A 14332-nucleotide genomic window follows, 5' to 3' on the forward strand; every position below is an offset into this window, starting at 1 on the left:
TGCTATTGCAGGGTGTCTTTCACGGCTGGCAGCATGGGCAGGGGCATCACCTCCACGCCCTCTTCCAACAGCTCCAGGGCCACGGCCGCGCTGGTCTGGCCGCGGATGTTGCGCCGCTCGATCTCGCCGTGGTGCATGGCGCGGGCCTGCTCGGCAAAGCGCTCGCCCACGTCCTCTGTGCTCGTCATGATCTCGCGCATGGCCTTGAGCATGCGCCCCTGCAGTTCGACCAGTTCGGCCTGCGCCGGGTGGTTGCTGAGGGTGACGCCTTCGGGCCGGGCGGCGGCCGGCTCCTCGCGGCCCGCGCGCAGGTTCAGCCGAGGCGCCGAGAGCTTCTTCTCCACGCGCTGGTCACCGCACAGCGGGCAGCTCACCAGCCCACGTTCCAGCTGCTGGTGGAAATCGTCCTCGGAGCCGAACCAGCCTTCGAACACGTGCTGGTGGGCGCATTGCAGATCGAGCACCTTCATGGCGCGGGATTATCCTGCCAGTCCAGTACCCACTGGCCCGACAGCACGTTTTGCAGCCACAGCATGCCCGCCAGGGTCTTGCTGTCGATGACCTGGCCCTCTCGGCACCAGGTTTGCAGTTCGTCGGGCGTGGCAGCGAACACGTCCAGCGCCTCGCCGTCGTCGAGCGCGCGTTCGCCCAGGCTCAGGCCGCGCGCGAACCAGATGTCGATGACCTCGTCGGAGTACGCGATGGTGGGCGCGAGGCGACCCGCGAAGGCCCACTGCCGGGCCGCGTAGCCGGTCTCCTCGCGCAGCTCACGCCGGGCGCAGGCCAGGCTGCCCTCGCCCGCGTCGAGCTTGCCGGCAGGGAATTCGACGATGACCGAGCGCATGGGGTGGCGGTACTGGCGCTCCAGCACCACACGCCCGTCGTCGAGCAGGGGAATCACCATCACCGCACCGGGGTGCAGCACGAATTCGCGCGTGGCCTCGGCACCCGTGGGCAGGCGCACGGTGTCGCGCACCACGTGCAGGAAGTGGCCGCGCAACAACTCGGTGCGCGCGAGCGGTACCTCGGTCAGATGCTGGTCATCCACTGCGGCGTTTGTAGAGGTAGCGGTACACGAAGCCCGGGAAGGCCAGCGTGACGAACAGGCTCGCCGTGGTGGCGTAGAACTCCCAGCCCTGCGAATAGATCTGGCCAACGCGCTGCTCCAGCGCCAGGCCCAGGCCGCCGACCACGAAGTACAGCAGCACGAGTTCGAGCAGGCGCATCCACAGCGTCTTGGGCTGGGTGCGCGGGATCAGCGCAAGCCAGCGGTTGTTGACGAAAGGCAGGTTGGCGGCCACCAGGGCCGCCACCAGCACCAGCCAGACGAAGGCGGTTTGATTCATGGTGACGGTGGGAGCCGGCGCCCGCGCGGGGGTTCCGCGTGGCCCGGGCTCAGGCGAACAGCGACGCCACGGCCTGCGCGCACAGCGCCATCAGGCCGCCCGGCACGATGCCCAGCACCAGCACCAGCGCGCCGTTGACCGACAGCACCGAGCGCACGTCCAGGCCGGCCTCGATGGGCGCGGTCTGGCTGGGGGCGTCGAAGTACATCACCTTGACGAGACGCAGGTAGTAGAAGGCGCCGATCAGCGACATCACCACCGCGAACACCGCCAGGCCCACATGGAAACCGCTGGGCGAGGCCAGCAAGGCCTGCAGCACCGACAGCTTGGCGTAGAAGCCCACCAGCGGCGGCACGCCAGCGAGCGAGAACATGCAGATGGCCATCACACCGGCGTACAGCGGGCTGCGCTGGTTCAGGCCGGCGAGGTCCTGGATGGTGTCGGATTCGAAGCCTGCGCGCGACAGCAGCAGGATCACCCCGAAGGTGGCCAGCGTGGTCAGCACGTAGGTCACGATATAGAACATCGCGGAGCTGTAGGCGTTGACCATGTTGGCGCCGTCCCCCTGCACCACGCCCGCCAGCAGGCCCAGCAGCAGGAAGCCCATCTGGGCGATGGTGGAGAAGGCCAGCATGCGCTTGAGGTTGGTCTGCGCGATGGCCGCGAGGTTGCCGACCAGCAGCGACAGCACCGCCAGTACCGCCAGCATCTGCTGCCAGTCCACCGCCAGGGGCAGCAGGCCCTCGACCAGCAGGCGGATCACGATGGCGAAGGCGGCCAGTTCGGGGGCGCCACCGATGAGCAGGGTGACCGCCGTGGGCGCGCCGTGGTAGACGTCGGGCACCCACATGTGGAACGGCGCCACGCCGAGCTTGAAGGCCAGGCCGGCAACCACGAACACCAGGCCCAGCACCAGCACCTGCGGCGACCCCTTGAGCGTGGTCTCGCCGCCCGCGATGGCGGCCATCACCTCGCCGATGTCGAGCGAGCCCGTGGCACCGTACACCATGGACAGCCCGTAGAGCAGGAAGCCGCTGGCCAGCGCGCCCAGCACGAAGTACTTCATGGCCGCCTCGGTCGCGGCGATGTCGTCGCGGCGCAGCGCGACCAGGGCGTAGCTGGAGAGCGTGAGCAGTTCCAGGCCCAGGTAGATGACCAGGAAGTTGTGGCCTGAGATCATCACGAACATGCCCAGCAGCGCGAAGAGGCTCAGGCTGAACAGTTCACCGCCGCGCAGCATGTCGCGCGCGCCAGCGTAGGCGCGGCCATAGATCAGGGTGGCCATGAGGGCGATGGTGGCGAAGCACTTGAGCCAGTTGCCCATCGGGTCGCTCACGATCATGCCGCCGAAGCCCTCGATGGTGCGGCCGGACGCGCCGGCCATGGCCAGCAGGCCCGCCACCACCGCCAGGGTGAGCAGCGTGAGCGCGTAGGTGGCGCCGCGCAGCGGCGTCTTCACGGCGAGGTCGGCCAGGGCGATGACGCAGGTCATCACCGCCAGCATGATTTCCGGGTAGGCCGCGACCCAGCTGAGGTTGTCGATCATGGGGCTGTTCTCGCTCGGTCTTTTCTTGTCAGTTCAGCTTGGAGTTCGCCACGTGGCGCAGCAGCTCGGCCACGGCCGGGTCCATCACGTCGGTGAAGGGCTTGGGGTACACGCCCATGGCGAGCACGGCGAACGCCAGCAGGGCCATCACCAGGAACTCGCGCGCATTGATGTCGCTGAGCGCGCGCACGTTGTCGTTGCCCGGCTCGCCCAGGTAGACGCGCTTGAACATCCACAGCGAGTAGGCCGCGCCAAAGATCAGGGCCGTGGCGGCCAGCAGGCCGATCCAGAAGTTGGCCTTGACGGCGGCGATGATCACCATCCACTCGCCCACGAAGCCCGCCGTACCGGGCAGGCCCGCGTTGGCCATGGTGAACAGCAGCGCGAAGGCGGCGAAGCGCGGCATGGTGTTGATCACGCCGCCGTAGTCGGCGATCTCGCGCGAGTGCACGCGGTCGTACAGCACGCCGATGGCCAGGAACATGGCCGCCGAGACGAAGCCGTGCGAGACCATCTGGACCAGGCCGCCGCTGATGCCGAGGTCACTGAAGATGAAGAAGCCGAGGGTGACGAAGCCCATGTGCGCCACCGACGAATAGGCCACGAGCTTCTTCATGTCCTGCTGCACCATGGCCACCAGGCCCACGTAGATCACCGCGATCAGCGACAAGGCGATCATGAGCCACGCCCATTCGTGCGAGGCGTCGGGCAGGATGGGCAGGGAGAAGCGCAGGAAGCCGTAGGCGCCCAGCTTGAGCATGATGGCCGCCAGCACGGCCGAGCCGCCCGTGGGCGCCTCGACGTGCACGTCGGGCAGCCAGGTGTGCACCGGCCACATCGGCACCTTCACCGCGAAGGCCGCGAAGAAGGCGAAGAACAGCAGGGACTGCACGGTGCCACCCAGGGGCAGTGCGTACCAGTCGGTGAACGCGAAGCTGCCACCCGATTGCACGTACAGGTAGATCAGCGCCACCAGCATGAGCAGCGAGCCCAGCAGTGTGTACAGGAAGAACTTGAAGGCCGCGTAGATCTTGTTGGGGCCGCCCCAGATGCCGATGATCAGATACATCGGGATCAGCGTGGCCTCGAAGAAGACGTAGAACAGCATCGCGTCCTGCGCCGCGAACACGCCGATCATGAAGCCCGAGAGGATCAGGAAGGCGCCCATGTACTGGTTCACGCGCTCGGTGATCACTTCCCAACCGGCGATCACCACGACGACGGTGGTGAACGCCGTGAGCAGCACCAGCCACAACGAGATGCCGTCCACACCCAGGTGGTAGTGCACGTTGAAGCGCTCGATCCAGAGGCTCTTTTCGACGAACTGCATGGCCGCGCTGCCGACCTCGAAGCCGGTGTACAGCGGCACGGTCACGGCCAGGCCGGCGAGCGCGCCCGCGAGCGCGATCCAGCGGACCATGCCCGCCTGCTCGTCACGCCCCAGCGCGAGCAGCACGACGCCCACGACGATCGGCGTCCAGATGGCAAGGCTCAGCAAACCCATGATGGCTTTCTCTTTCTTGTCTTATTTCGCGAGCCAGACGAAGTACGTCATGAACAGCAACACCCCCACGAGCATCATCAGCGCGTAGTGGTAGAGGTAACCGGTCTGCGCGCGGCGCACCACCGCCGCGATGGCGCCGACGATCTTCCAGCTCGCGTTCACGATGCCGCCCTCGATGACGCCACGGTCACCGCCCTTCCAGAGGCCCGTGCCCAGGCCGCGCGCGGCGCGGGCCAGCACGTTCTCGTTGAACCAGTCCATGTAGTACTTGTTCTCGAGGATGACGACGATGGGGCGCAGCGCGCGCGCGATGGCCGCCGGCACGGCCGGGTTGACCATGTAGCAGTACCAGGCGCTCACGAAGCCGGTCAGGGCCAGGTACAAGGGCGGCGTGCTGAAGGCGTGGGCCGCCATGGACAGGGGGCCATGGAAGATCTCGGCGAACTTCGTCAGCGCGGGGTGCGCTGCGCTGTTGATGGTGATGGCGTCGCGGAAGAAGTCGCCGAACACCATGGGCTCGATGGTGAGGTAACCGATGATCACCGACGGAATGGCCAGCAGCACCAGGGGCAGGGTCACCACCCAGGGCGATTCGTGCGGCTTGTTGTCACCGTGATGGCCATGGTGGCCATGGTCGTCGTGGTGATCGTCGTGGTGGTGCGCGTCCGGGTTCTGGTCGTAGCGCTCTTTTCCGTGGAAGACCAGGAAGTACAGGCGGAACGAATAGAACGAGGTGACGAACACGCCGGCCAGCACCGCGAAGTACGCGAAGTGCGCGCCCGGCAGGTTGCTGAAGTGCACGGCTTCGATGATCGAGTCCTTGGAGTAGAAGCCCGAGAACAGAGGCGTTCCGATCAGCGCCAGGGTGCCCAGCAGCGAGGTGATCCAGGTGATGGGCATGTACTTGCGCACGCCGCCCATCCAACGGATGTCCTGGTTGTGGTGCAAGCCCATGATGACCGAGCCGGCCGCGAGGAACAGCAGGGCCTTGAAGAAGGCGTGCGTCATCAGGTGGAAGACCGCGACCGAGTAGGCCGAGGCACCGAGCGCCACCGTCATGTAGCCCAGTTGCGACAGCGTGGAGTACGCGACCACGCGCTTGATGTCGTTCTGGATGATGCCCAGGAAGCCCATGAACAGCGCCGTGATGGCGCCGATGATCATGACAAAGTTGAGCGCCGTGTCGGACAACTCGTAGAGCGGGCTCATGCGCGCGACCATGAAGATACCGGCCGTCACCATGGTGGCGGCGTGGATCAGCGCGGAGATCGGCGTGGGGCCTTCCATGGAGTCGGGCAGCCACACGTGCAGCGGGAACTGCGCGCTCTTGCCCATGGCGCCGATGAACAGGCAGATGCAGATCACGGTGATCAGCATCCAGTCGGTGCCCGGGAAGCCCAGGCCACCCAGTTCGCCAGCCTTGGCGAAGATCTCGCTGTAGTTCATCGTGCCGGTGTAGGCCACGATGAGGCCGATGCCGAGGATGAAGCCGAAGTCGCCCACCCGGTTCACCAGGAAGGCCTTCATGTTGGCGAAGATCGCCGAAGGCTTGTTGAACCAGAAGCCGATCAGCAGATACGACACCAGGCCCACCGCCTCCCAGCCGAAGAAGAGCTGCAGCAGGTTGTTGCTCATGACCAGCATGAGCATGGAGAAGGTGAACAGCGAGATGTAGGCGAAGAAGCGGTTGTAGCCCTCGTCGTCCGCCATGTAGCCGATGGTGTAGAGGTGCACCATGAGCGAGACGAAGGTGACCACCACCATCATCATCGCGGTCAGGCCGTCGACCAGGAAGCCGATCTCCATCTTCAGGCCGCCGATGACCATCCATTCGTAGATGGTGGCATTGAAGCGCGCGCCCTCGATCACGTCGCCCAGCGTGATGACCGAGAGGATCATCGCGACCAGCACGCCCAGGATGGTGGCGCCGTGCGAGGCGCGCCGGCCGATGACGTTGCCACCGAAGGCGGTGCCCAGGATGCCGGCCACGAGCGAGCCCACCAGGGGCGCCAGCGGCACGGCGAGCAGCGTGGAGGCGGATAGCGTGTTGCTCATGTTCCGGTCAGCCCTTCAGCGTGTTGAGTTCTTCGACGCTGATCGACGACTTGTTGCGGAACAGCAGCACGAGGATGGCGAGGCCGATGGCCGACTCGGCGGCCGCCACGGTGAGGATGAAGAACACGAACACCTGGCCGTGCAGGTCGCCCAGGTAGTGCGAGAAGGCCACGAAGTTCATGTTGACCGCGAGCAACATGAGCTCGATGGCCATGAGCAGCACGATCAGGTTCTTGCGGTTGAGGAAGATGCCGACGACGGAGACGGCGAACAGGATCGCGCCGACCGACAGGAAATGACCCAGCGACAGGCTCATGCCTTGCCCTCCTCGGTGTTTTGCGACACAGCCACCGGCGCCCGCGTGGCGGCCGCCATGGGCACGATCACCAGGCGGTCGCTGGCACGCACATGGACCTGGTCGCCCGGGTTGATGGCCTTGCTGTCCTTGCGCTGGCGCAGCGTGAGCGCGATGGCCGCGACCATGGCCACGAGCAGGATGAAGCCCGCGACCTGGATCGGGTAGAGGTAGGCCGAGTAGAGCAGCCTGCCCAGCTCGCTGGTGTTCGACACGCCGGCCGCCACGGGCGGGGCGTTGGTGGCGATCGCGGGGAACCCCGCCCACAGCACGGCGATCAACTCGCCGGCCACGACGAGGCCGATGATGGCCGCCAGCGGGAAGTGGTGCCAGAAGCCGCGGCGCAGCGACTCGATGTTGATGTCGAGCATCATCACCACGAACAGGAACAGCACCATGACAGCGCCGAGGTACACCAGCACCAGGGTGATGCCCAGGAACTCGGCCTTGAGCAGCAGCCACAGCGCGGCCGCCTGCGAGAACGAGAGCATCAGGTAGAGCACCGCGTGAACGGCGTTGCGCGAGGTGACCACGCGAAAGGCCGCGAACAGCAGCACCGCCGCGAAGAGGTAGAAGAAACCGGTGGTGAAGTCCATGGGATTTCGGGATGGCTCAGCGGTACTTCGCGTCGGCGGCCTTGGCCGCGGCGATCTGGGGTTCGTAGCGGTCGCCCACCGCCAGCAGCATTTCCTTGGTGAAGTACAGGTCGCCCCGCTTTTCGCCGTGGTATTCGAAGATGTGCGTCTCGACGATGGAGTCGACCGGGCAGCTTTCTTCGCAGAAGCCGCAGAAGATGCACTTGGTGAGGTCGATGTCGTAGCGCGTGGTGCGGCGCGTGCCGTCGTTGCGCACATCGCTCTCGATGGTGATGGCCAGCGCGGGACACACCGCCTCGCAGAGCTTGCAGGCGATGCAGCGCTCTTCGCCGTTGTCGTAGCGGCGCAGCGCGTGCAGGCCGCGGAAGCGCGGCGACAGCGGCGTCTTTTCCTCAGGGAATTGCACCGTCACCTTGCGGCGGAAAGCGTAGCGTCCGGTCAGGGCCATGCCCTTGGCCAGTTCGACGAGCAGGAAGCTCTTGAAAAAGTCGCGGAAGCTGAACGGCGCGACGGCGGTCGTGGTGGTCATCGTTGTGCCCTCCTCACTGCCAGATGTTCCACGGCGACTTCATGAGCGCACCCACGAGCAGCAGCCACACCAGCGTGACGGGGATGAAGATCTTCCAGCCCAGACGCATGATCTGGTCGTAGCGGAAGCGCGGGAAGGTGGCGCGGATCCAGATGAAGATCGAGACCACGAAGACGGTCTTGATGCCCAGCCAGATCCAGCCCGGGATGAAGTCGAGGAAGGCCACGGGCGACAGCCAGCCGCCGAGGAACATCAGCACGCCGAGGATGGACACCAGCCACATGCTGGCGTATTCGGCGAGGAAGAAGATGGCGAAGCCCATGCCCGAGTACTCGACCATGTGGCCGGCCACGATCTCGGCCTCGCCCTCGACCACGTCGAAGGGGTGGCGGTTGGTTTCGGCCACGCCCGAGATCAGGTAGACGACGAAGATGGGCAGCAGCGGCAGCCAGTTCCAGGAGAGGAAGTCCAGGCCCATGCCCGCGCCCATGCCACGGCTCTGCGAACTCACGATGTCGGCCAGGTTCAGGCTGCCGGCGGTCATCACCACCACCAGGAAGCAGAAGCCGATGGCGATCTCGTAGCTCACCATCTGCGCCGAGGCGCGCAGCGCGCCCAGGAAGGCGTACTTGGAGTTGGAGGCCCAGCCCGCGATGATCACGCCGTAGACCTCGATCGAGGTGATGGCGAGGATGACCAACAGGCCCGCATTGACATTGGCCAGCACGGCCTCGGGGCCGAAGGGAATGGCCACCCAGGCGGCCAGCGCCGGCATGATGGCCATGACCGGGCCCAGGCGGAACAGGCCGTTGGCCGCCGCGCTCGGGCGGATCAGTTCCTTGGTCAGCAGCTTCAAGGCATCCGCGATGGGCTGCAGCAGGCCGAAGGGGCCCACGCGGTTGGGGCCGTGGCGCACCTGCATCCAGCCCAGCAGCTTGCGCTCCCAGAGGGTGAGGTAGGCCACCGCACCCATCAGCGGCGCCAGCACGGCGACGATCTTGATGAGGGCCCAGAGCACGGGCCAGGCCGCCGCCGTCCACCACGGCGCGTTGATGAGGCCGAGGCCGCCGTTGTACATCGCGTCGATCACGCTGCCACCCCTTCCTCAGCGCCCTTGGTGGCGCCTTGTTCGGCGCGCGCACGGCGCGCGTCAGCGGTGAGCTGCAGCGACGTCGACCGGCGCACGAGCGGATCGAGCTGGTAGATGCTGGCCACGCAGGGCGCGGCGCTGGCGGTCGTGGTGTCGATGTTCGTGCCAGACGCCCGGTTGTTCAGGCGGTCGGCCGCGACCACGGCGCCCGACTCGATACCCGGCAGCGCACGTGCGAGCACGGCTTGCGAGGAGTCGGCGTCGAAGCCCTGCAGCTCGAGCAAGTTGCCCAGCACACGCAGCACCTTCCAGGCCGGGCGCGTATCACCCAGCGGGCGCACCACGGCGTGGAAGCTCTGCAGGCGGCCTTCCGCATTCACGAAGCTGCCCGAGGTTTCGCTGAACGGCGCGATCGGCAGCAGCACGTCGCTCACGTCCAGGTTGGTCCTGAAGGGGCTCAGGGTGACGACCATGTCGGTGTCGCGCAGACCTTGAAGACCAGCGGCCGTGTCCTCGGCTTCCACGTTGAGCAGCAGCGCGGCCTTGAGTGCGCCACCGAGCATGCGGCCGGCATCGAGCCCGCCCTGCCCCGGCACCGCGCCGACGAGCTGGGCGCCGACGGTATTGGCGGCTTCGGTGAGGTAGCCCACGCTGGCGCCCGTGTGCTCGGCGATGAAGTTGGCCAGGGCCAGCAGGCTGGCGGCCTGCGCATGGTGCGCGGCGGCGTTGCCCAGCAGCACGGCCTTGTGCTCTCCACCCAGCAGCGAGACAGCGACGGCGCGCTGCGCGTCGCTGGGCGTGGCGGCCACGGGGGCGCTCACGCCTTTTTCAGCGGCCACCGCCGCGGCCACGCCGGCCAGGGCCGAGGCCCATTCGCGGTTGTCCGACAGCAGATGGTTCTTGAGCTTGATGGCCCAGTCGGGCGCGCTCTCGGTGATCGCACTGAGCTGCGCGCCGCGGCGCACGGCCTGGCGGATGCGCTGCGCGAACAGCGGGTGGTCCTTGCGCAGGTTGGAACCCACGACGAGCACGCGCTGCAGCGTGGAGAGTTCGGCGATGGGCCGGCCCAGCCAGCGCGCCTGGCCCTTGGGCGCCACGGCACCAGCGTCGGCCGCGCGCAGGCGGCTGTCGATGTTCTCGCTGCCCAGGCCGCGCACCAGCGCGCCGGCCAGCGCCAGTTCTTCCACGGTGGCGTGCGGGCTGGCCAGCAGGCCGATGGCACCCGCGCCGTGCGCGCCCTTGACCTGCTTGAGGCCGTTGGCCACGTATTCCAGCGCGGTCTGCCAATCCACCGTCTTCCACTCGCCGCCCTGCTTGAGCATGGGCTGGGTCAGGCGGTCCGGACCGTTGAGCGCTTCGTAGGAGAAGCGGTCGCGGTCGGCGATCCAGCATTCGTTGACCGCCTCGTTCTCCAGCGGCACCACGCGCATGACCTGGTGGTTCTTGACCTGCACCACGAGGTTGGCGCCGGTCGAATCGTGCGGGCTCACGCTCTTGCGGCGCGAGAGTTCCCAGGTGCGCGCGCTGTAGCGGAAGGGCTTGCTGGTGAGCGCGCCGACCGGGCAGATGTCGATCATGTTGCCCGAGAGCTCGGAGTCCACCGACTGGCCCACGAAGGTCTCGATCTCGGCGTGTTCGCCACGGTGGCTCATGCCGAGCTCCATGACGCCGGCGATCTCTTGTCCGAAGCGCACGCAGCGCGTGCAGTGGATGCAGCGACTCATCTCTTCCATGGAGATGAGCGGGCCCACGTTCTTGTGGAAGACGACGCGCTTTTCTTCCTGGTAGCGCGAACCGGAGCCGCCGTATCCCACGGCCAGGTCCTGCAACTGGCATTCGCCGCCCTGGTCGCAGATGGGGCAGTCGAGCGGGTGGTTGATGAGCAGGAACTCCATCACCGACTTCTGGGCCTTGACGGCCTTGTCGCTCTGGGTGCGGACGATCATGCCCTGCGTGACGGGCGTGGCACAGGCCGGCATGGCCTTGGGCGCCTTCTCCACGTCGACCAGGCACATGCGGCAGTTGGCCGCGATGGACAGCTTCTTGTGGTAGCAGAAGTGGGGGATGTAGGTGCCCGCCTTTTCGGCCGCATGCATGACCATGCTGCCCGGGGGCACTTCAACCTTCTTGCCGTCGAGTTCGATTTCAACCATGGGGATGTCCGTGTTCCTCGCTTCAGGCCGTGGCCGCGTTGGCGCCCGTCTGGGCGGCGGCGATCTTGGCCTCGAACTCGTGGCGGAAGTGCTTGATCATGGCGCGCACCGGCATGGCCGCCGCGTCGCCGAGCGCGCAGATGGTGCGGCCCATGATGTTCTCGGCCACGTTGTCGAGCAGTTGCATGTCCTCGGGGCGGCCCAGGCCGCGGTCGATGCGGTCGACCATGCGCCAGAGCCAGCCCGTGCCCTCGCGGCAGGGCGTGCACTGGCCGCAGCTTTCGTGCATGTAGAAATAGGACAGGCGCTTGAGCGACTCGACCATGTCGCGCGAGTCGTCCATCACGATGACCGCACCCGAGCCCAGCATGGAGCCGGCCTTGGCGATGGAGTCGTAGTCCATCGTGCACTCCATCATGATGTGCGCGGGGAGCACCGGGGCCGACGAGCCGCCCGGGATCACGGCCTTGAGCTGGCGGCCCTTGCGCACACCACCCGCGAGTTCGAGCAGCTTGCTGAAGGGCGTGCCCAGCGGGATCTCGAAGTTGCCGGGCATCTCGACGTCGCCGCTGACCGAGAAGATCTTGGTGCCACCGTTGTTGGGCTTGCCGATCTCGAGGTAGGCCTGGCCGCCGTTGCGGATGATCCAGGGCACGGCGGCGAAGGTCTCGGTGTTGTTGATGGTGGTGGGCTTGCCGTAGAGGCCGAAGCTGGCCGGGAACGGCGGCTTGAAGCGCGGCTGACCCTTCTTGCCTTCCAGCGATTCGAGCAGCGCGGTTTCCTCGCCGCAGATGTAGGCGCCAAAGCCATGGTGCCCATGCAGCTGGAAACTGAAGCCCGAGCCGAGGATGTTGTCGCCCAGCAGGCCGGCCGCCCTCGCCTCCTCCAGCGCGGCCTCGAAGCGTTCGTACACCTCGAAGATCTCGCCGTGGATGTAGTTGTAGCCCACGCTGATGCCCATGGCGTACGCCGCGATCGCCATGCCTTCGATGACGATGTGCGGGTTGTACATGAGGATGTCGCGGTCCTTGCAGGTGCCCGGCTCGCCCTCGTCGGAGTTGCAGACGAGGTACTTCTGGCCCGGAAACTGGCTGGGCATGAAGCTCCACTTGAGGCCGCTGGGGAAACCGGCGCCGCCACGGCCGCGCAAGGCGGACTCCTTGACGGTGGCGATCACCTGGTCGGGCGTGAGGCCTTCGGCACCGCTGCCGTCCTTGCCAAGGATCTTGCGCAGCGCCTGGTAGCCGCCGCGCGCCTCGTAGTCCTTGAGGGACCAGTTCTTGCCGTCCAGGTCGGCGTAGATCTGCGGGCTGATGTGGCGGCCATGAAAGCAGGTCTGCACGCCGGTGGCGGCGAACTGGCCAATGATCTGTTGGGCGTTCATCAGGCTTGGCCCTCCGCGGCGCGCAAGCCATCGACGAGCTGGTCGAGCTTGTCGTGGCTCATGAAACTGCACATGTGGCGGTCGTTCACCAGCATCACGGGCGCATCGGCGCAGGCGCCCAGGCACTCGCTCTGCTGCAGGGTGAACAGGCCATCGGGCGTGGTTTCGCCCATTTCGATGCCCAGCTTCTTCTCGAGGTGGTGCAGCGCCTTCTGGCCGTCGCGCAACTGGCACGGCAGGTTGGTGCAGACGTTGAGCTTGAACTTGCCCACCGGCCGCTGGTTGTACATGTTGTAGAAGGTCGTGACCTCGTGCACCGCGATCGGCTCGACGCCGATGTAGGCGGCCAGCGCGGCCTCGGCCTCGGTGCTCACCCAGCCCTGTTCCTGCTGGATGATGGCCAGGCAGGCCATGACGGCCGAGATGCGTTGCTCGGCCGGGTACTTGGCGACCTCGCGGTCGAAGCGCGCGATGGTCGCGGCGGAGAAGCTCACAGGGGTGCTGGGCACGGGGGTGCTCATCGGTCGATCTCCCCGAAAACGATGTCCATGGTGCCGATGATGGCGACCGCGTCGGCCAGCATGTGGCCACGCGCCATCTCGTCGAGCGTGGCGAGGTGCGCGAAACCGGGCGCGCGGATCTTCAGGCGGTAGGGCTTGTTGGCGCCGTCGCTCACGAGGTAGATGCCGAACTCGCCCTTGGGGTGCTCGACGGCGGCGTAGGCCTCGCCCTCGGGCACGTGGAAACCTTCGGTGAAGAGCTTGAAGTGGTGGATCAGCTCTTCCATGTTGGCCTTCATGGCCTCGCGCGTGGGGGGCGCCACCTTGTGGTTGTCGGTGATCACCGGCCCCGGGTTGGCGCGCAGCCAGTCCACGCACTGCTTGATGATGCGGTTGGACTGCTTGAGCTCCTCCATGCGGACGAGGTAGCGGTCGTAGGTGTCGCCGGTCTTGCCGACCGGGATGTCGAAGTCCATGCGGTCGTACACCTCGTACGGCTGCTTCTTGCGCAGATCCCAGGCGATGCCGGAGCCGCGCAGCATGGGGCCGGTCATGCCCAGGTTGAGCGCGCGCTCGGGCGGCACCACGCCGATGCCGACGGTGCGCTGCTTCCAGATGCGGTTGTCGGTGAGCAGCGTGTGGTACTCGTCGAGGTAGACAGGGAAGCGCTGGGTGAAGTCGTCGATGAAATCGAGCAGGGAACCCTGGCGGTTCCTGTTGAGTTCGTCCACGCCGCGCTGGTTGCGCACCTTGCTCGCCTGGTACTGCGGCATGGTGTCGGGCAGGTCGCGGTAGACACCACCCGGGCGGAAGTAGGCCGCGTGCATGCGCGCGCCAGACACCGCCTCGTACATGTCGAACAGGTCCTCGCGCTCGCGGAAGGCGTAGATGAGGATGGTGGAGCTGCCGCAGTCGTTGCCGTGCGAGCCAAGCCACATGAGGTGGTTCAGCATGCGCGTGATCTCGGAGAACATCACGCGGATGTACTGCGCGCGGATCGGCACGTCGATGCCCAGCAGCTTCTCGATGGCCAGGCAGTAGGCGTGCTCGTTGCTCATCATGGACACGTAGTCGAGACGGTCCATGTAAGGCAGCGACTGGATGAAGGTCTTGTGCTCGGCGAGCTTTTCGGTCGCGCGGTGCAGCAGGCCGATGTGCGGATCGGCGCGCTGCACGACCTCGCCGTCGAGTTCGAGCACCAGGCGCAGCACGCCGTGCGCGGCCGGGTGCTGCGGGCCGAAGTTCAGGGTGTAGTTCTTGATCTCTGCCATGTC

At 66.5% G+C, this 14332-nt stretch carries 14 protein-coding genes; all 14 read right to left on the reverse strand.

All coding sequences use genetic code 11. The features are described from left to right. Nucleotides 1-2: 2 nt before the first annotated feature. From VLG41_RS07515 to VLG41_RS07580, 14 genes are read right to left on the reverse strand one after another with little or no spacing between them, the layout of a single operon-like run. Nucleotides 3-470 (reverse strand): DUF1178 family protein, encoded by a 468-nt coding sequence (locus tag VLG41_RS07515; protein WP_325348775.1) that lies wholly within the window; start codon nucleotides 468-470, stop codon nucleotides 3-5. Continuing rightward, nucleotides 467-1048, reverse strand: coding sequence for an NUDIX domain-containing protein (locus VLG41_RS07520; RefSeq protein ID WP_414652462.1), 582 nt, complete (start codon nucleotides 1046-1048; stop codon nucleotides 467-469). Before VLG41_RS07520 ends, VLG41_RS07515 begins: the two co-directional genes overlap by 4 nt. After that, nucleotides 1041-1346, reverse strand: a complete 306-nt coding sequence (locus VLG41_RS07525; protein ID WP_325348776.1) for a DUF2818 family protein — start codon at nucleotides 1344-1346, stop codon at nucleotides 1041-1043. The genes VLG41_RS07520 and VLG41_RS07525 overlap by 8 nt, the downstream gene beginning before the upstream one ends. A gap of 49 nt (nucleotides 1347-1395) precedes the next feature. Continuing rightward, entirely contained in the window at nucleotides 1396-2892 is a 1497-nt protein-coding gene (gene nuoN / locus VLG41_RS07530) for an NADH-quinone oxidoreductase subunit NuoN (RefSeq protein ID WP_325348777.1), read from the reverse strand. A 28-nt stretch (nucleotides 2893-2920) separates the two neighbouring features. After that, a complete protein-coding gene (locus VLG41_RS07535) occupies nucleotides 2921-4396 on the reverse strand; it encodes an NADH-quinone oxidoreductase subunit M (RefSeq protein WP_325348778.1) in 1476 nt (491 codons plus the stop codon). Nucleotides 4397-4417: 21 nt separating this feature from the next. Then, nucleotides 4418-6451: an NADH-quinone oxidoreductase subunit L gene (gene nuoL, locus VLG41_RS07540; protein WP_325348779.1), complete on the reverse strand. Its 2034-nt coding sequence runs from the start codon at nucleotides 6449-6451 to the stop codon at nucleotides 4418-4420. A 7-nt stretch (nucleotides 6452-6458) separates the two neighbouring features. Continuing rightward, on the reverse strand, nucleotides 6459-6767 hold the full coding sequence (gene nuoK / locus VLG41_RS07545) for an NADH-quinone oxidoreductase subunit NuoK (RefSeq protein WP_325348780.1): 309 nt from the start codon (nucleotides 6765-6767) through the stop codon (nucleotides 6459-6461). Next, nucleotides 6764-7402: an NADH-quinone oxidoreductase subunit J gene (locus VLG41_RS07550; protein WP_325348781.1), complete on the reverse strand. Its 639-nt coding sequence runs from the start codon at nucleotides 7400-7402 to the stop codon at nucleotides 6764-6766. Before VLG41_RS07550 ends, nuoK begins: the two co-directional genes overlap by 4 nt. A gap of 16 nt (nucleotides 7403-7418) precedes the next feature. After that, a complete protein-coding gene (gene nuoI, locus VLG41_RS07555) occupies nucleotides 7419-7931 on the reverse strand; it encodes an NADH-quinone oxidoreductase subunit NuoI (protein WP_291021475.1) in 513 nt (170 codons plus the stop codon). A 13-nt stretch (nucleotides 7932-7944) separates the two neighbouring features. Continuing rightward, complete coding sequence (nuoH, locus tag VLG41_RS07560; protein ID WP_325348782.1) at nucleotides 7945-9021, reverse strand: NADH-quinone oxidoreductase subunit NuoH; 1077 nt, start codon at nucleotides 9019-9021, stop codon at nucleotides 7945-7947. After that, nucleotides 9018-11174, reverse strand: coding sequence for an NADH-quinone oxidoreductase subunit NuoG (gene nuoG / locus VLG41_RS07565; RefSeq protein ID WP_325348783.1), 2157 nt, complete (start codon nucleotides 11172-11174; stop codon nucleotides 9018-9020). The genes nuoH and nuoG overlap by 4 nt, the downstream gene beginning before the upstream one ends. Nucleotides 11175-11196: 22 nt before the next feature. Then, complete coding sequence (nuoF, locus tag VLG41_RS07570; RefSeq protein ID WP_325348784.1) at nucleotides 11197-12558, reverse strand: NADH-quinone oxidoreductase subunit NuoF; 1362 nt, start codon at nucleotides 12556-12558, stop codon at nucleotides 11197-11199. Next, the gene (gene nuoE / locus VLG41_RS07575; protein ID WP_325348785.1) at nucleotides 12558-13079 is read right to left on the reverse strand and encodes an NADH-quinone oxidoreductase subunit NuoE; all 522 of its coding nucleotides are present in this window, start codon (nucleotides 13077-13079) and stop codon (nucleotides 12558-12560) included. The genes nuoF and nuoE overlap by 1 nt, the downstream gene beginning before the upstream one ends. Then, nucleotides 13076-14329 (reverse strand): NADH-quinone oxidoreductase subunit D, encoded by a 1254-nt coding sequence (locus VLG41_RS07580; protein ID WP_325348786.1) that lies wholly within the window; start codon nucleotides 14327-14329, stop codon nucleotides 13076-13078. Before VLG41_RS07580 ends, nuoE begins: the two co-directional genes overlap by 4 nt. Between the last annotated feature and the right edge of the window lie 3 nt (nucleotides 14330-14332).

The sequence above is a fragment of the Hydrogenophaga sp. genome, from assembly GCF_035481345.1.
Classification (GTDB): Bacteria; Pseudomonadota; Gammaproteobacteria; order Burkholderiales; family Burkholderiaceae_C; genus Hydrogenophaga.